General features: G+C 57.0%; 17 protein-coding genes and 2 riboswitches. Of the genes, 6 read left to right on the top strand and 11 right to left on the bottom strand.

Annotation, left to right across the window (positions count from 1 at the left end; all coding sequences use genetic code 11):
- Positions 1-174 precede the first annotated feature (174 nt).
- Positions 175-369: riboswitch (cobalamin riboswitch) on the top strand.
- 330 nt (positions 370-699) lie between these two features.
- Positions 700-2,844: a TonB-dependent receptor gene (locus MRX98_RS04065; RefSeq protein WP_246903216.1), complete on the top strand. Its 2,145-nt coding sequence runs from the start codon at positions 700-702 to the stop codon at positions 2,842-2,844.
- 175 nt (positions 2,845-3,019) lie between these two features.
- On the opposite strand, the gene MRX98_RS04060 is transcribed toward MRX98_RS04065, so the two are convergent.
- The 5 genes from MRX98_RS04060 to MRX98_RS04040 form a co-directional block, all read right to left on the bottom strand.
- Positions 3,020-3,379, bottom strand: a complete 360-nt coding sequence (locus MRX98_RS04060) for a DUF2149 domain-containing protein (protein WP_246903214.1) — start codon at positions 3,377-3,379, stop codon at positions 3,020-3,022.
- Entirely contained in the window at positions 3,351-3,989 is a 639-nt protein-coding gene (locus MRX98_RS04055) for a MotA/TolQ/ExbB proton channel family protein (RefSeq protein WP_246903213.1), read from the bottom strand. The genes MRX98_RS04060 and MRX98_RS04055 overlap by 29 nt, the downstream gene beginning before the upstream one ends.
- Positions 3,986-4,729, bottom strand: a complete 744-nt coding sequence (locus MRX98_RS04050) for a DUF2162 domain-containing protein (protein WP_246903211.1) — start codon at positions 4,727-4,729, stop codon at positions 3,986-3,988. Before MRX98_RS04050 ends, MRX98_RS04055 begins: the two co-directional genes overlap by 4 nt.
- Before the next feature lie 9 nt (positions 4,730-4,738).
- Positions 4,739-8,644 carry a cobaltochelatase subunit CobN gene (locus MRX98_RS04045; RefSeq protein ID WP_246903209.1) on the bottom strand — a complete coding sequence of 1,302 codons (3,906 nt, stop codon included), beginning with the start codon at positions 8,642-8,644 and terminating at the stop codon, positions 4,739-4,741.
- A gap of 236 nt (positions 8,645-8,880) precedes the next feature.
- A riboswitch (cobalamin riboswitch) is annotated at positions 8,881-9,096 on the bottom strand.
- Between the two features lie 145 nt (positions 9,097-9,241).
- Entirely contained in the window at positions 9,242-10,027 is a 786-nt protein-coding gene (locus MRX98_RS04040; protein ID WP_246903207.1) for an outer membrane protein, read from the bottom strand.
- A 500-nt stretch (positions 10,028-10,527) separates the two neighbouring features.
- On the opposite strand from MRX98_RS04040, the gene MRX98_RS04035 reads away from it, so the two are divergent.
- The 4 genes from MRX98_RS04035 to MRX98_RS04020 all read left to right on the top strand — a co-directional run bounded on the left by MRX98_RS04035 (position 10,528) and on the right by MRX98_RS04020 (position 13,208).
- The gene (locus tag MRX98_RS04035; RefSeq protein WP_246903205.1) at positions 10,528-10,725 is read left to right on the top strand and encodes a hypothetical protein; all 198 of its coding nucleotides are present in this window, start codon (positions 10,528-10,530) and stop codon (positions 10,723-10,725) included.
- Between the two features lie 283 nt (positions 10,726-11,008).
- A complete protein-coding gene (locus MRX98_RS04030; protein ID WP_246903203.1) occupies positions 11,009-11,383 on the top strand; it encodes a DNA-binding protein in 375 nt (124 codons plus the stop codon).
- Between the two features lie 8 nt (positions 11,384-11,391).
- Positions 11,392-12,546 (top strand): ABC transporter permease, encoded by a 1,155-nt coding sequence (locus MRX98_RS04025; protein ID WP_246903200.1) that lies wholly within the window; start codon positions 11,392-11,394, stop codon positions 12,544-12,546.
- A gap of 5 nt (positions 12,547-12,551) precedes the next feature.
- Positions 12,552-13,208: an ABC transporter ATP-binding protein gene (locus MRX98_RS04020; RefSeq protein ID WP_246903198.1), complete on the top strand. Its 657-nt coding sequence runs from the start codon at positions 12,552-12,554 to the stop codon at positions 13,206-13,208.
- A 63-nt stretch (positions 13,209-13,271) separates the two neighbouring features.
- Here MRX98_RS04020 and MRX98_RS04015 read toward each other — a convergent pair whose 3' ends face one another.
- The 6 genes from MRX98_RS04015 to MRX98_RS03990 all read right to left on the bottom strand — a co-directional run bounded on the left by MRX98_RS04015 (position 13,272) and on the right by MRX98_RS03990 (position 15,606).
- A complete protein-coding gene (locus MRX98_RS04015) occupies positions 13,272-13,349 on the bottom strand; it encodes a hypothetical protein (RefSeq protein WP_246903592.1) in 78 nt (25 codons plus the stop codon).
- Complete coding sequence (locus MRX98_RS04010) at positions 13,346-13,771, bottom strand: hypothetical protein (protein WP_246903196.1); 426 nt, start codon at positions 13,769-13,771, stop codon at positions 13,346-13,348. The genes MRX98_RS04015 and MRX98_RS04010 overlap by 4 nt, the downstream gene beginning before the upstream one ends.
- A 476-nt stretch (positions 13,772-14,247) precedes the next feature.
- Positions 14,248-14,562 carry a type II toxin-antitoxin system VapC family toxin gene (locus MRX98_RS04005; protein WP_246903194.1) on the bottom strand — a complete coding sequence of 105 codons (315 nt, stop codon included), beginning with the start codon at positions 14,560-14,562 and terminating at the stop codon, positions 14,248-14,250.
- 93 nt (positions 14,563-14,655) lie between these two features.
- The gene (locus MRX98_RS04000) at positions 14,656-14,862 is read right to left on the bottom strand and encodes an AbrB/MazE/SpoVT family DNA-binding domain-containing protein (RefSeq protein WP_246903192.1); all 207 of its coding nucleotides are present in this window, start codon (positions 14,860-14,862) and stop codon (positions 14,656-14,658) included.
- Positions 14,863-15,005: 143 nt separating this feature from the next.
- Complete coding sequence (locus tag MRX98_RS03995; protein ID WP_246903189.1) at positions 15,006-15,317, bottom strand: HigA family addiction module antitoxin; 312 nt, start codon at positions 15,315-15,317, stop codon at positions 15,006-15,008.
- Between the two features lie 10 nt (positions 15,318-15,327).
- Positions 15,328-15,606 carry a type II toxin-antitoxin system RelE/ParE family toxin gene (locus MRX98_RS03990; protein ID WP_246903188.1) on the bottom strand — a complete coding sequence of 93 codons (279 nt, stop codon included), beginning with the start codon at positions 15,604-15,606 and terminating at the stop codon, positions 15,328-15,330.
- A 470-nt stretch (positions 15,607-16,076) separates the two neighbouring features.
- On the opposite strand from MRX98_RS03990, the gene MRX98_RS03985 reads away from it, so the two are divergent.
- Complete coding sequence (locus MRX98_RS03985; RefSeq protein WP_246903187.1) at positions 16,077-16,184, top strand: thioredoxin family protein; 108 nt, start codon at positions 16,077-16,079, stop codon at positions 16,182-16,184.
- Positions 16,185-16,192: the final 8 nt, after the last annotated feature.

Below are 16,192 nucleotides of genomic sequence, written 5' to 3'. Positions count from 1 at the left end.
TCGGCCCACATCCTTTTCCCAACCTCGTTGCATTCTAAGCACCGAAGGATTTTGTCTGAAAAGCTACCCCAATCAATTGCATCTCCCGTCGCTACGGAGCTGAGTCTGGTATAGATTTGGCATGATGCATGCGCCTTTCTTTTTGGATTTGAAATTTTTCTTGACATGCTTGCGTAATTCTTTATGCTGCCAGGCATTGTTCAGGTGCTCGTCACAGAGCCGAAGAGGGAACTCCGTGTGAATCGGAGACGGGCCCGCCGCTGTGATCGGGGACGAAAGCCGCAGAATGCCACTGGCCGCGAGGCCGGGAAGGCGCGGCCGGTAGGACGATCCGAAAGTCAGAAGACCTCCCTGGACACATAGGGTGACGGCCGCGCGGACGGTGGCGTACCACGTTGAGCTTCCGAGGATTAAATCAGGGATATCCCGGATCGAATTTTTTCGATCCGGGTTTTTTTTGCTCTCCACTCCTCCCGCCGCCGGATCCATTTGTGTTGGACAGGGCTTTGCCGCTTATCGAGGAGATCTGCACGTGGGAATCTCAATGGATTGGCAATTGAAGTTCCGTTTGAAATAGGGCCACCGGCAGAATTCGATCGGCCTCGACCGAGCCTTGATGCCGGCTTTCCATCCGATTCTGCCCGTTTCGGATTTCGTTGCAGGAATGGCAACCCACTATGGTACCAGGAGGAGATCTAAATGAAACATCGTGTATTGAGTGCACAGATGGGTGAATGGATGCGGGTAAATGTGGCGGTGCTGGCAGTGTTCGCAGTGCTTTCGGGGGGCGCAGCGGCGGATTGGAACGAACATGGGCGGGTTCATGTGCTGGAGGAGGTCGTGGTCACCACCACCAGCAAAAGCAAGATGATCGACACGCCGGCCAGTATATCGGTGATCACGGCCGATGACCTGGAAAAAATGGGGGCCAAGAACATCATCGAGGCCTTGGAACGCATTCCCGGCGTCTACAATACCAGCGCCGGCAGTACTACTTTGTCCATTCGTGGCACGCGCAGCTCCATGGCCGGGGGGCCGGTAATCCTGGTGGACGGCGTGGCCCAGAAATATGGCAACTACCGTCGCGAGGAGTTGGACATCATTCCCGTGTCGCAGATCGAAAGGGTCGAGGTGCTGCGTTCGGCCGGGGTGGCGTACGGCCCGGGATCCGCGCGCGGTGTGATCAACATCATCACCAAAAAGGGCTTGAACCGCAAGCCGTTGAGCCTCCACCTGTCCGGCAGCTACGGTTCGTGGAACACCGTCAATGTGTCCGGCGGCCTTGGCGGCCGTCTCCAACAGTGGGACTACTACGCGGACATTGCTCACTATGCCACCGACGGCTATGAGGAAGAAAACGAGTCCCGCACGGCGGGGCTGACGAAGCTGGGCTACAACCTTTCCGCCCTGACCCGCATCGGGCTGAGCGGCAACTGGGTCCATCGCGATCAGGACAGAGCCTACGGGCTTGGAAAATATGCTTGGCACTTGCAAGAACACCGCCGCAGGATCCACTTTCCAAGATCCGAGGAGGACGACCGTCTGGTATGGCACAACCGCCAGGAGCAGGATTCGGGGACCTACGCCTTGGAATTCGCTCACAAAGGCCCTAAGCTGTTCGTGGACGGCAATGTGGCCTACACGCAATACAAGGAAATCTACCACGATACGAAAGATATTTATTACTCCACCGCCCGGACCCGGGGCGATGTGGATGATCGCTGGCAGGACACCGTTGCGGCGGCCCTTTCCGCCGGCTACCGGGTTACCACCGGGTCTCTCGGTTACACACCGACTTTCGGGATCAACTTTGACAAGGTCGATTTCAAGCAGCGCCGGTCCTACCCGTACGACACCGCCGGTACGGCCGACATATCGCCCTACGATCTGGATTTGGCGGAAGAGAGCTACGGCGCCTTCTGGGACAACGATTTCTCCTGGGGGGCGCATTGGGGGTTGAAGGTGGGGGGGCGGTTCGACACCGTCTCCCTTTCATTCGAGAACCGTACCCCCTGGCGGTTGGACAACCATGAGACCCGTTGGAGTTGGATCGTGGCGCCCTCCTACCATTTCAATCCCGATGCCAATGTCTATCTGAGCATCAGTCGCAACCACTGGTTCCCCAGTCCACAATATTACCACTGGGCCGCCGATTACGGCAGCGCGCACAACCGCCCGGAAGATTTAAAACCGGAAGAAACCACCACCTATGAATTGGGTTGTAAACACCGCCTGCACCGCTCGCTGAACATGGCCCTGACCGCCTATTTCGCCAAGACCACCGACAAATTCGCCGGCTATTACGAAGGCGACGCATACATGGGGCAGAAGAACACCGGTGACGCCGAAACCTACGGGCTGGAACTGGAGCTCGATGGCCGGTCGCTGCACTGGCTCGGCTACCGCCTGGCGGCGGCTTACATCCAGGCCGAATGGAAATCGGGTGCGGCCCGTATCTATGACCATCCGAGCAACGAACGCGTCGTGGTGGACCTGGACGGCTACCAGGTTTACGGCATCCCTGAATTCAACGGCCGCATCGGCCTCGATTTCTACCCGCTGCACGGGCTCAGGGCGAGCCTGGACGCCAATATCTGGGGTAAGTACTACCTGGATTACACCAACCGGCTGACCTATCCTTCCAAGACCACCGTCGATGCGTCGGTGGTCTATACCTGGCGCCGTTACAAGTTCTGGGTCCTTTGCAAGAACCTCTTCGACGAAAAGATCGAACGGGCCATCAACAGCACCGGTCAGTTGACGGCCGCCGGAGGAACCCCAGCCACGGCCTACTATGTCCAGGACGGCATCTACCTGGAAGCAGCGTTGGCCATCAACTTCTGATGATGGGGAGGGACGATGGGGGGGGACGCCCTTTATATTTTTACATTTCAGCCTTTTGGGCTGAAATGTAAAAATATAAAGGGCGTCCCCCCTATGGTCCGTAAAGGGCGTCCCCCCTATGGTCCGTCCCCCCTATGGTCCCAAAATATAAAGGGCGTCCCCCCTATGGTCCCGATCATTCCGGAACATAGACCATGTTGCCGTCTTCCAATTGATAGGCGGTGCCGAGGCGCCGGCCTCTTCCTTGAACGGTGTCCTTTGTCACCTTCACGGCCTTGATGGTTTTGCCCTGCTTGGTGATGATTTCCATTTCCTGGTTGTGTGCGTTCTGCTTGAGCAGGGTGAAGGAGGAGGTCTCGCTGAACAGGTCCTGAAGGTGATACACGCTGAAAAGGGCCATGATCAGACCCACGATGAAAACCAAACCGATGTCGAAGAGGTTGCCGACGCCGGTCAAGGGGTCGTCATCCCGGAAGGCATGATCCCTTGTATTGTTTCGTGTGCTTCTAATTCGCTGCCGGTTCATGTAGCGCATGCGGCGTCCTTTCCGAAGGGCTTGCGAGCAGTTCGGTGGCCAGCTCCATGTTCTTGATGTCCTCTTCGATCCACCGTCTTTGGATGGTAAAAAAGAAAAAGGCGGCGGTGCCGACGGCGAGTCCCGTGACCGTGGTGGTGAAGGCGATGACCAGATCGGCGGAAAGCCGCGTCATGTCGCCCTGTCCCAGCGCGGCCAAACCCGTACCCATGGGGATGAGGGTTCCGATCAGGCCCAGTGAAGGGCCGACGCGAAATAGAATGCGGAGGCGGTCCATGGATTTCCAGAGCGCCAGGGTGGACTCTTGGAGCAGGTTCTCAACGGCTGTCTCCAAAAATGGCGGTCGGTTTGTGACCTGCTTGAGTCTTTGCAGGTACAGGATCACCCGGTGGGACACGATGCCTTGCGGATCGCCGTGTTGCAGCACCTCGGGCAGGTCCTGGGGGCGGCATTTTTTGAGGCGGGTTCGCTCCAGCCACTCGGCGAAGAAGGTGCCGGCATGGACGATCACGAAAAGGGTGAGGACCACCAGCAGCAACAGCACCGGGTAGAGCAGGGAAGTGGAGATCAGATAGATGAATGCCTTGAGCAAGGCGCCGATGTCCGTCATGCCGACCTCCGGATCACTGCCGCCATCCGAGCGAACCCGTACAAGAAGGCGGCTGCGGTGACGGCGGCCACCGCCATCTGATGCGCGGTCGCTTGGCTTTTGCCCGGCAAGGCGGCGGCCATGCGGTGGATCGCTTCCAGATCGCTGAAGTTGGGCAGGATGGTGACGGACAGCAGGAAATAGACGGCGATGAAGAGCATTGCCCCGCCCAGCAGGGTTTCCGGCGAAGCGACCCGTTGCATCCAATGATTGCCCAACGCGAGTACTGTCGCCAGATTGACCAGCAGAAAGGCGCCGTACAGCATGCCGGTGGTCAGGATCGGCGTCTCCGGCCGGACGGCCAGCAGAAAGGCCAGGGAAAACAGCACCACGGTGGCACACAGCGGGCAGGGCAGGGCCAGCAGAATCCAGGACCGGCTCCGGGTATGCGGGGGTGCACTGTTGCGAAGCAGTCGGATGCCGTAAAGCATGAGCAAACCCGCCATCAGCAGGTGCATGAGCATGCCGGATTGCAGCCAGGTTTGCATCGCTGGCAGGTGTCGCATCAGATCCACGCTGCGCAGCAGCCAGAATGCCGCCGCGAACAAAAGGCCGTAAACAGCGGCGAAACCCGCCCAGGCCATGCGCCGCCGCATCGCGGTGGGCGCATGGGCCAGGCAGTAATGAAGCCCCGCGCCGCTTTTGACGGCGAACACGCCGATGCTGAAGACCATGCCCAGTATCAGACTTTTGATTTCCATAAACGCTCCTTACCTTGTTTTGCGCCGTATGCCCCACCCCACCAGCGCCAGGATCAGCAGCACGAACAGCGATGCTGCCCACTGGATGCCGGATGAAGCGACTTCGGTGGTGTCGTCCTTTTGGTTCATGTCTTCCATTTTGTACCCTTGCACGGCTTCCGCCGCGGGGGTATCCGACACGGCCTCGCCGGGCTCCCGGGCCGCCTTTTCCATCGGAGTATCGGACGGCGCCACCGTGTGCGACCGGGCCGCTGGATCCCGCAGCTTTTCCAGCAACGCCTCGCGCTGTGTCACCTGCTCGGCAAGCGGCATGCGGGCCGCTTGCGCGACGGCCAGCTTGAACTTTTCCACCATCTCCGGCGACAGCACGCCGGGCAGGGAAATGAGGTTCACCACCATCTGATGCAGCAGCGGGTTGTTGCAGGTGTGGTCGCAGCAGGCCACGCCCTTTCCCAGGACGCTCACGGCATATTCCGCGGCAAGCTTTTTCGTCGTCGGTTCGTCGGCGTTCCAATACTGCTTGCGGACCGCTTCCAACATGCGGGCGGTCATGGACTGATAGGCCCAGGGATTTTCGCGATCGAAAAAGGCACGGAGGTCCTGGCCGTACTTGTCTTCCACATACACTTCGTAGCTTTGCCGCCAAAGGCTGTTGTCCACCGCGGCGGGCGTTGTCACCTGCCATCCCCACATGTTTTCCAGGAAATCGGCCATCTCGCGGGCCCCGGCATAATTCTCCCGCTTCATGCCCTCGATCCAGCGGGGGTTGAGATAGCGGGTGCGCATTTCCCGTCCCAAGGTGGCGGCCAGGGGCTCCAGGCGGCCGCCACCGGTGCTGCGCTGCATGGAGACGAACACTTCGGGGTCTTTGCCCGATGCTTTGCGTACCGCCATGCTCAACCCGCCCAGGTATTGAAACATGTCGTCGTTGTCCATGACGCCGTAGAGGTTGGAGGAGATGGTATGCACCGTGGCGTCCACGGATTTGAGGTGTTCCCGGTAGGGTGCTTGCATGGCTTCGCCCCAAATCTCGGCGGAGTAGCCGAAGGACTGCACCTGCACGAAGCCCTGTTCCGCGACAATATCGTCTGTTTCCCACATGCCGCTGCTGCCGGCCATGTCGTCCACCTTGGTGCCGTAGGCGCCGGGCGGCGCACTGAACAGGCGTATCAGGGAAAGCTGCCTGGCCTCGGCCGGGGACGCGCCTTGTGCGATGAGGGTTTTCTCCAGCGCCGCTGAATGTTTGCGGATGAAGTTGTCCAGATCGGTGAGGGTCGCCGCCTCTTTCACGGCCTTGTCCAGCATAAGGGCCAACTGAGGAAAGGTGTCCCGGAACAGGCCGGACATCTGCAGCAGCACGTCGATGCGGGGCCGGTTCAACTGCGCCGCGGCAATGGGGGCGACATCGATCACTTTGTCCCGGTGGTCCCAGATCGGTGTCATGCCCATGAGGTGCAATGCCGTGGCGATATTGATGCCTTCGTCGCGGATGGTTTCCACCGACCAAAGCACCACGCCCACCTGCTCGGGGTAGGCGCCTGCGTGCTTTTCACGGTAGGCGGCGATAATGTCGCGGGACGCGCTGCTGCCGGCATGCCAGGCTTCCTTGGAGGGCACCTTATCCGGGTCGAAGGCATAGAAATTTTTCCCGGTGGGCAGGCTTTCCGGATTGCGCACGGGATCGTTGCCCGATCCCGGTTCAATGTATCCGCCGGAAAGCCCCCGGATCAGGGCATCCATCTCCGACGGCCCGCAGGCCCGGATCCGGTCCGCATAAACCGATTCGGTTTCGCTGCCCCTTTCCGCCATCGCTTGCGCGGTCTCCCTCAGGGTCTCGTCCGACGGTGACACGCCGAAGGTGTGCAGGCCGTAGGGAATCATTTCGGTTTTGAGGGCCAGCAGGTAATGTTCGATCTGCTCCAGCGCATCCTCGGTGACCGATGCAAGCCCAAGGTCTTTGTCCAGGCCCAGTCGCGTCGTCAATTGCGCGATCCGCGCCAGGCGGGCATCGCGGATCGGGTCGGAGGCAGCCGTCTCGAATTCGCCGATCAGTGCGGTGAGGGTTGCGTACTCTTCATACACACCGCCCCTTTTGAATGGCGGCACGGCATGGTCGATGATCACGCCCCGTCCTCGGCGCTTGGCCTGAATGCCTTCGCCCACGTCGTCCACGATGTACGGATAGAGGCTGGGGATGTCGCCGATGAGGACCTCCGGCGGGCATTGGGCGGATAGCCCGGCCTGTTTGCCCGGCAGCCATTCGTGGGTGCCGTGGGTGCCCAGGCTGATCATGGCGTCCGGTTGGATTTCGTGGTGCAACCAGAAGTAGAAGGCGTTGTACTGATGATGCGGGTAGAGCGTCGTGCTGTGGTAGAGTTTGTCCGGGTCGTCGCCCAATCCGCGCATCGGTTGGGGGGCCAGAATCAGATTGCCCAGGCGGATGTGGGGGATCACAAATCGGCCGTCCTTGACCATGATGCGCGCTTGGTCGGGCGCCCCCCATTCCTGGTTCACCGCTTGCTGAAACACCGGCGGCGTTCGGGCAAACCAGCGATGGTAGTCGGTCATGGGAATCAGGGCCGCATTGCCGGCCGCAAGCAGGTTGTCCAGTTCCGCCGGCGCCCACGAACCGATGTTGCGCCCGGCTTTAAGGAGCAGATCCTTGACCGCCGCCTCGCTGATTTCTCCTTCGATACGGTAGCCTTTCGCCTTGAGGCGCCGAATGATTTCATCGATGCTGCGAAACACATTGAGATAGCTGGCCCCGATGTTCTGTTTGCCGGCCCCGTGATTGTAGTAGAGCAGCACAATCTTCTTCTCATGATTCGGCTTGCGTTTGAGGGCATGCCAGCGCGCGGCCCGCCGGGCCAGCAGCTCCACCTGGTCTTGAACCGGGACGAAGCGCAGGGCGTCGCTGTCGCTTGAAACGTCCGGATCACGCTCTTTCACGCCCACCACCGTCGGCTCCACCAGGCCGCTGATTTCCGGGTTGGAGAACTGCAAGGTCAAACCCCGGGGCGGGATGCCGCTCACCGATGCCCGCCATTGCGGGCCGGTGGCGAAAAAAAGATTCTGGGCATTGAACACCGGCACGTTCGCCTTTTGCAGCACCGGCAGCAGATCCACCGTGAATATGGAGCTGAACTTGAACGCAAAACCGGTAATGGACCCCAGTTCGTCGGCAAGCGGCGGGCTGGATACCAGCCGGTCCAGTGTTGTTTCCCAATCCTTGGACGCTCGCATCCATGCTACGGTATTGATGCCCTTGGATTCATAGGCACGCATCAAGGCGTCCACCGGTGCTTTCTTGCCATCCAGGGTGGAGGTTGGAAAGATGACCGTCAGATTCCAAAGGGCCCCCTCCCGGAATCGACCGGAAGAGCGGTACCACTGCGCGTAGGCCGCCATGTCGGGGAAGATAACGGGCGCATCCGGATGATAGAGACCGTTCTCCGGCGGCGTCATCGGCGGGGCGTATGGGGTGTCGACGCTCAGGTCCCGATGGGCCAGAAACCGTATCATGTTGGCGATGTTGACCGCCGATGTGTAGTCGAAATAGGCCCGCACGGTGCGGTCCATTTTAAAACCCGCATCCAGGAAAGCTTCGGTGCGACTGGAGCGCCGCACCGCGTAGATCCGGGCATCCGGTTTCATGATGGCGCGCTGTTCCAGCAGCCATCCCGATGGCTGGGACTGCATGATATCCACCACGGCCACGTCCATGTTGCGCACGAACGCTTCAAAATCGGGGCGGCGGATATCTTCGTCCGTGAAGATCCGGATTTCCGTGTCCGTGATATCCAACTCGGCCAATGCGCGCACACAGGCCAATGTGTCCGAATCACCGACGAACAGCCCGATGGCGCCTGCGCCATGAACCGGTCCGGCGGCCACTGCCGAGATAAGCAAAACCAATAGGATGCCAACGGATAGGGGGGACGCCCTTAACTTATTAACTTTAGGCGATGTACATCTAGTGGCAGCTGCGTCTTTCTTTCCTGAAGTTAATAAGTTAAGGGCGTCCCCCCACGAATGGGGAGATTGCTGGCGGGGTGGGGTGCGGCGTGGCATGTCGTGGTCTTCCTCCTGAAATGACAGCCCGCCGGCCGGTCCACGGCGGCGCTACAGGCGCGCACATGCCGTTTTCCAACAAGGTATACAGCCTCCGGGAACGTCTTCTGGCTTCCCCTGCCGGCAGCCGCCTTCCCATTGTCCATCGACAACAGTGGCATGGTTGACTGACGGGGTCGGTCATGCGCTGCCGGTTTTACTGTCCGGCAAGTGCTGTGCATGGCCGAAGGGGTTACAGCGGCGGGCCCGCCCCTGACTTGAACAGGGTTCCGTGACCCCGGAGTGGTTCAACAGACGCGCAAGGGCGCCGTACGACCCTTGCACAACACTTCTCATAACCGACCTCATGGGTCATGTCAAACCAAAATGGATCGCAGCAGGGAACGTTTTTGACGAACGCGACGAACCGCGTTATCCCCATATCCCCTTCGACTTGCAGTCCTAAAAGAATGAATAGCGCACGCCCAGGGCCAACCCGAATCCGCGCAAGGCCGCTGACGTTTTGTCAATCTCGAGATCCTGGGGGATATGGTTCATATACATGCCGCCCCGGTCGGTTTCTACGCGGCCCAGATCTTCATAGCGGACCGAAATATCGATCATCCACTCCCGGGACAGCGCAACCCCGAGACCGCCGAAAAACGTGAAGGCCGGGTCGAAACGCTCACCAGAAGGTGTGATGCTGATTTTGTGCGTTGTCGCTTCCGGAAATAGATATTCGACTTCCTTCAGCCGGTTGTAGCTGACGCCCACGCCGGTGCCGATATAGGGATGCCATCGATCCGAAGAAATATTCAGGATCGGCCCAAGCTCAATAAACAGATTCGCCATGGCACTAAGGGAGCGGGCCGTGGACGAAACGGGCTGTGGGCCGGATACACCTCGGAAATTTGCTGTTCCCGAATAGTTCATATTCGGCCGATAATTAAACGCCAGATCTATACGAAGCCAGGGCGAAACATATCGGCCAGCCGCGATTTCCATGGCCAAATACTCTCCGAAATCTCCATAGGCACCCAAGGGTCGCCCGTCGTTTCCCGCTCCGCAACCGAATAGCGCGGGCGGAGACGTGCTGCTGCAATCCTTATCAGAGAAATCGGCACCGGTACTCTGCATTGCAGCCACCGCGCCGCGGAAATACACGGCGTTGTGCGAGGTGGCACTCGCAGAGGCGCCGTTTACCAAAATGAATAACACCGACACAAAAACAACCGAGAACCTTTGCATGAACGCCATCCTTACCGTGAAGATTTTCTAAAACATGAACGACGGCAGCCTTCGGATCGCAATAAGCCGGTATCCATCCGACGCAATCCAAACAGTACCCGTCAAGATTCACCTGCAGTGATATCGGCTTTATGAATAGGAAAATTAAGTCGTCCGGAGGCGTTCTTGAAAAGGCGCCTCCATAGGCCCTTTAAGCGGTTCGGTCGTAAACGCCGAGAGGCCGGTAAAAGGCTTGACAAGCGGCGGGCAAAGGTGAGAAATCTATTCATCGCAAAATGACACGGATGGATATGCATACCCGAAAACCAACCCTTCTCTGCTTTACCTTGCTCGCCACGCTCTTGCTGAGCATGGTCGCTCAGGCTTTTTCCGAACCGCCTGCATGCGCACCCATGGCGTGCTGCCGCACAGGGTCGACGGGCATGCAACATGGGGAGTGCCCGCCGGTACCCACACCGCAACCATGTACATCGAAGGCCCCTTGCTGTGATATCGACCCATTGGATTCGCACCAGGCGCCGCTGCCGGCCGCCGCGGCTCAAACCCACTCCCGGGCCATCCATGCCGCACTGCAACCATCCGCCCTTGCATCGGATCCGCTCATCGCCGTTGAAAGGGCACCCGACCATTACCGCTATTCGCCTCCCTGGGGAGGGACCATACCGGTCTATCTGCGGACCCTGACCCTGCTCTGTTAAGGGCCGCCTTCCCCCTCTGCGCAAAAACAACTGAATACCCGTTTCCGGACATCGACAGTGTCGCGGATCTTGGTGGAATGTACCTGATTGCTTCCCCTTCGGGAGCGATCCCGGCAATGCCGGCCGGTATCAAACCGGGCGGCCGTCGGAACTGTGCTCCATCGCGATTCCTTGCCGCCAGGTGGATGCAGTGTGCATTCCCCCATAGATCCCAGGCAATTTGTACGGTTGCCATCAGACCCCGTCGATATTCGGCCATCCATCGATCAAGGAGAATTCTGCAATGAAAACAAAGTTGCGTGCAACTTTTCTGTTTTTGTCGGCCATTACCCTGTCCCTGTCCCTCTATGCCTGCGGCGAAAAGTCCTATGGCAGCGGCTTGGACCCCAAGGCGGAAACCAAAACGGTGTCCGAGATATTCACCCAGGCGGACCTTCAGGGGCGGAAGGTCACGATTGAAGGCCGCATCCACGCCCAGTGCCCTACAAATGGCTGCTGGTTCGTGCTTCAGGACGGCACGGGACAGATCTACGTGGATCTGTCCCGCAACGGCTTCGAACTGCCGCCCATGCAAGGGCGGGCCATAGCGGCGACCGGCGTGGTGTCCACCTTCAGAGGCACCAAGATGATGGTCGCGGAAGGGGTTGTGCTGAAATGAGCGGATTGATGAAACTCGCGGTACAGAATCTGTTCCGGCACCGGACGCGCAGCCTGCTCACCATGCTGGGCATCGGCGCGGCAGTGGCGGTGCTCTTCTCCGTATTGTCCTTTAACCGGGGGTTCGAGGCGGGCCTTGAAAGGGAGTTGAAGGGCACCGGTTTGCATTTCATGGTGGTGCCCTCGGGCTGCGCCCATGAGGTGGCGGCCCTGGTGCTCCACGGCGCGGTGATCCCCAAGTTTCTTGAAGCCGGCGTGATAGATGATGTCAACCGCGCCGAGGGGGTCTCCCTGGCCACACCCATCCTGGTGGCCCAGATGCCCAATCCCCAAGGCGGACGCATTGACCTGATCTATGGCGTCGAAACCGCCATGTTGCCGGATATCAAGCCCGACTGGGAAATCACGGGCGCCTATCCGGCGGCGGCCAACGAGCTGCTGCTGGGCTATAATGTGGCCCTGCACAATGGCATCACACCCGGGGATGGGATCCGTTACCCCGGCGTCGAAGGGGTGTTCACCGTAACCGGCATCGTGGCGCAAACCGGCAGCCAGGACGATGCGTTCATCTACATGGACATCAGAGAAGCCCAGGCGATTTTGCAGCATCCCGGCGGCGCCACCGCCGTGGGCGTCAAATTGACGGACCCTGTTCGCATGCAGGAAGTGATCGAAGGCCTCGAAAGCCGGGTGCCGGGCATTCAGATCGTCACCATGGGGCAGGTCATGAATTCCGTCAGCACCGTAGCGGCTTCGGCGCGCTCCCTAAGCCTTGCCGTGGCCCTGGTGGCCCTGATCATCGGCACCGTGGGCGTGATGAATGCCATCCTCATGGCGGTTTTCGAGCGCACTCAGGAGATCGGCATGATGCGGGCCATTGGCGCCTCCCGCTGGGACATCTTTCGCATCATTCTGAAAGAGACGGCGCTGCTCACCATGGTCGGCGGCATCGCCGGCATTCTGATCGCGGCGGCCGGATCCACCCTCATCGAGGGCTTTGTGCGACGGGTGATGCCCTACATGCCGACGGGGGAGATGCTCCGCTTTGAGCCGCTGCTGGCCATGGGCTGTGTGCTGTTCGCCATGACCATCGGCCTGCTGGCGGGATTCTATCCGGCCTGGAAGGCGTCACGGATCAACCCCATTGAAGCCATCAAAGGATAGTGACCATGATTCGACTGCAAAAAGTGGAAAAAATATACCGCAGAGGCGCCGAAACAGTGCGGGCCCTGAGAGGTGTCGACCTTGAAATCCATTCCGGGGAATTCGCGGCGGTCACCGGCCCATCGGGAGCGGGCAAGACAACCTTGCTGCACATCGTCGGCTGTCTCGATACGCCGGGCAGGGGAGAGGTGTTGTTCGACGGGGTAAGCGTCGATGGCTGGACCGACAAGAAACTCACGCGGCTGCGCCGGGAAAAAATCGGATTCGTTTTTCAGCAGTTCTATCTGATACCCGGCCTGTCGGTGGCGGACAACATCGCGCTGCCCCTGCTTTTCAGAAAGCAGAAGCCGGACAAAGACCGCATCGCAACGCTTGCCAGGATGGTGGGGCTCGAGAACCGCACCCGCCATGTGCCCGCGGCGCTTTCGGGCGGAGAGATGCAGCGCACCGCCATCGCCAGGGCCCTTGTCAACCGGCCGGAGATTATATTGGCCGACGAACCTACCGGCAACCTGGATTCCAAAAACAGCGAAAAGATCTTCGACATTCTCAAAGGCCTCAACCGCAGCGGCCTCACGGTGCTGATGATCACCCACAATGCGAATCTGGCCGCGAGAGCCGATCGGATCATCCGGATCAAGGACGGCATGGTTGAAGCTTGAAGCGCGCGATGCGCCCTTTGATTTCCAAAAGGGCGCATCGCGATGCGTTCCGCCGTATAGCAATCACCGCTTCTTGTGTTTGATGAAGCTCCCCTTCTCATATTCTTCGAAAGCGATCTGCAACTCTTCCTGCGTGTTCATAACGACCGGACCGTACCAGGCGACAGGTTCGCCCCAGCAAGTATTTGTACAATCCCAGTAGCTATAGACATCAGAGATGCTCCCAACAAGAGTGCCATGTACACGGCGGTATGCAGAAAAGAAGCCTTCATCTTATGCCAGTTGTTGAGTCTCGCCTTGATATCATCCGCCCCTACCAACATAGATTGTCCATTCCGGCCAGTTACCGATAAAGATCCCCGTTTGATATGATCTTGAAGAAGTTCATCATTCAAATACAGCTCAACATAATTTCTCGTATCATCTATCGACAATGCCATCGTTTTCGGTGTCCACCACATTTCAGCGTTGCCCCATACTGCCCGATAATAATGAATGACGAATTGTGAACCAAACACAGATACCCCAATTATTCCAAAAATAAGCCAAGCGTTTATTTTCATTATTCCTCCTGTGCCTGCGAACGCTACAAATCAGCAGCGCGGCTTTTTGCGACGGCTGCATTCGCCTTGTTAGCCGATTTTATCTTTCTTTTGCATTCTCAAGCAATTCGTATAGCCGAAAGAAAAATGTATTTCGTATCTTTTCAATATGCAAAGCTTCCTTGAAATGAATTGGGTGCGGCTCTTTTAGAACGACCATAAAAAGCTATAGTAATAGAAAGTTACGCTGTTTTTACACTGAATCGCCAGCTGCATTGGCCGAGATAGCAATTGCGATAAAGCATATGCCTGCCTTTTGTACGGGTACTCGGGAGGTTTTGAAAATCCCGATGAAAAAATTTTCCGGTTGCGATCATTTTTCGCTGGACATGACACCATTGTTGCGCTATGTGATGATAAGGTTTCCAACTTCGATTTTCCCCATACAATGACATCAATTTTCCACGGCTCACGCATGCCTCAGCAGCCGCGGCGATCTATCGGCGGGCTGCCGGAGGCTGATCTTGGCCTTCCTGTATTTTGGAAAAATATTTTACTCTTGGCAAATTCTTAAAATGAGCATCTTGAGTCCAAATATCACATTGATGCTTTTTGGCAGTTGCGAATATTATACTATCTGCCATCGGAAGATTGAATTGCATACTTAGTTTAGCGGCACTTATGGACAGGTTCATGGTGAGATCGATAATATTCCCCTTTTGCATCGCAGCTACACACTGAAATGCTTCGTTTTCACCAGCTTCACGCAACACCACTTTAAACACTTCATATATGGTGATGACAGGCACCATAAGCGAAGAAGCGTCCTTTAAAAGGCAATGAAAAATTCGCTGAATTTGGTCCACCTGCAAAGTATTCCAACCACCCAGACGAGTCGACAATGTTCATAGACGATCATCCTCTCGCTCAAACTCTGTATCAATACCTTTCAGGAATCCTCGAAGCTCTGAGATATCTCTATCTGGGATTAATTCAATCCTTCCTTCGTATTCAATTACCCTTAATTTTTGCCCAGGCCGCAATTTCATTGTTTCTCGAATAAGCTTAGGGATTACCACCTGATATTTTGGAGAAACTGTAACCGTTTCCATAATTGCACCTCAATCGATGTGGTATTTGTAATACGATAACTCGATCGAAAAAATTTTGTCAATCATTAGAGAGGCCAACACGCTCAGCATAACCGGCTGGTAAAAGCTGCAAAGCGAAGCGGTGCAGCTTTTACCAGTCCGAGTTAATGCTGTTGTTGGGCCGCATGCTCAGCCCATGGTTTGATCTTATTAAGTAATGGACCAAGAACTTGCTCTGCGACTTCCGTATCGTAGGCAACTTGAGCACGTAGCCAATAGCCGTTGGATAGACCAAAAAAGCGGCATAATCGTAAATCAGTATCAGCGGTTATTGAACGTTTCCCTGAAACAATCTCACTGATGCGCTGTGCGGGAACGTCAATTTCTTTAGCCAAGCGATATTGGCTAATCCCCATAGGTTTCAGAAACTCCTCAAATAAAATTTCACCCGGAGTGATAGGTTCGAGTTTTTTCATGATGACCCCCTCAATGGTAATCAACGATTTCCACATCCTCTGCACCGGCGTCCGTCCAACGAAAACAGACCCGCCACTGATCGTTGATGCGAATACTGAATTGACCAGACCGATCGCCTTTAAGCGCTTCAAGATGGTTGCCGGGAGGAACCCTTAAATCATCAAGCCGATTAGAGATTTCGAGCTGTCTCAGTTTTCGCCTTGCGATTTTGGCTATATTCACAAATCGCTTGACACGATAGCCATCTGATAGCTTCTCGGTGTATGCACATTTGAACGATCTGATCATGTACCCAATACTAACGCATTGCGTGATTAACGTCAAGCGTGACTATAAGGAAGTGGGCCCAACATGGATTAGACGACCCAATAGCCGTTTTATTTTGCGACCGTTTGCAATACGAAATTTGTTTATACGGCCATTCAGTCGTCTAATATTCGAAAATCCCGATTTAGACAGCTAAACAGTTTGTTGCTGGGCTGTTCAATCGTTTGCCGTAGGGGCATAGCGCGTAGGTGGGAGGGCGTTTTTGCGCCGTGCTCAGGGTGATCCGGCCTATGCCGGGGTTTGGACGGTTTCCCCCTGGCTTATCTGAATATGGTGATCATTCCGGTGATGGCAGTTGATGTGAGGCGTGGCGATCAGGTGAATTGTCGGAAAGGGGCTGTTTTCTGCCGGCAATTCTGCATTAGATTCTTTCTATCGAAGGGCGCTGCCATCTTTGCCCATGGGGTGCCCGAATAGAAAGGAGAATCGTTATGGGAACCAATAGCCGTGTAAAATGGTTGAATGATTACGATGCCGGGCTGGAAGCTTGCCGGGAGCGGAAAAAGCCGATGTTTCTGGATTTTTTCAAGGATGGGTGAGGCGGTTG

The sequence above is a fragment of the Desulfatitalea alkaliphila genome (assembly GCF_022968795.1).
GTDB lineage: Bacteria > Desulfobacterota > Desulfobacteria > Desulfobacterales > Desulfosarcinaceae > Desulfatitalea > Desulfatitalea alkaliphila.
Note: the sequence above shows the minus strand (reverse complement) of the source record. Positions and strands in the feature narration are given on the sequence as shown.

Bases quoted from the DNA above. Each gene is read 5' to 3' on its own strand.
- MRX98_RS04010 (WP_246903196.1), bottom strand. From the start codon at position 13,771: ATGAAAATAAACGCTTGGCTTATTTTTGGAATAATTGGGGTATCTGTG.
- MRX98_RS03990 (WP_246903188.1), bottom strand. From the start codon at position 15,606: ATGATCAGATCGTTCAAATGTGCATACACCGAGAAGCTATCAGATGGC.
- MRX98_RS04015 (WP_246903592.1), bottom strand. From the start codon at position 13,349: ATGAACACGCAGGAAGAGTTGCAGATCGCTTTCGAAGAATATGAGAAG.
- MRX98_RS04060 (WP_246903214.1), bottom strand. From the start codon at position 3,379: ATGCGCTACATGAACCGGCAGCGAATTAGAAGCACACGAAACAATACA.
- MRX98_RS04050 (WP_246903211.1), bottom strand. From the start codon at position 4,729: ATGGAAATCAAAAGTCTGATACTGGGCATGGTCTTCAGCATCGGCGTG.
- MRX98_RS04000 (WP_246903192.1), bottom strand. From the start codon at position 14,862: ATGGAAACGGTTACAGTTTCTCCAAAATATCAGGTGGTAATCCCTAAG.
- MRX98_RS03995 (WP_246903189.1), bottom strand. From the start codon at position 15,317: ATGAAAAAACTCGAACCTATCACTCCGGGTGAAATTTTATTTGAGGAG.
- MRX98_RS04030 (WP_246903203.1), top strand. From the start codon at position 11,009: ATGAAAACAAAGTTGCGTGCAACTTTTCTGTTTTTGTCGGCCATTACC.
- MRX98_RS04040 (WP_246903207.1), bottom strand. From the start codon at position 10,027: ATGCAAAGGTTCTCGGTTGTTTTTGTGTCGGTGTTATTCATTTTGGTA.
- MRX98_RS04025 (WP_246903200.1), top strand. From the start codon at position 11,392: ATGAAACTCGCGGTACAGAATCTGTTCCGGCACCGGACGCGCAGCCTG.
- MRX98_RS04020 (WP_246903198.1), top strand. From the start codon at position 12,552: ATGATTCGACTGCAAAAAGTGGAAAAAATATACCGCAGAGGCGCCGAA.
- MRX98_RS04005 (WP_246903194.1), bottom strand. From the start codon at position 14,562: ATGGTGCCTGTCATCACCATATATGAAGTGTTTAAAGTGGTGTTGCGT.
- MRX98_RS03985 (WP_246903187.1), top strand. From the start codon at position 16,077: ATGGGAACCAATAGCCGTGTAAAATGGTTGAATGATTACGATGCCGGG.
- MRX98_RS04065 (WP_246903216.1), top strand. From the start codon at position 700: ATGAAACATCGTGTATTGAGTGCACAGATGGGTGAATGGATGCGGGTA.
- MRX98_RS04055 (WP_246903213.1), bottom strand. From the start codon at position 3,989: ATGACGGACATCGGCGCCTTGCTCAAGGCATTCATCTATCTGATCTCC.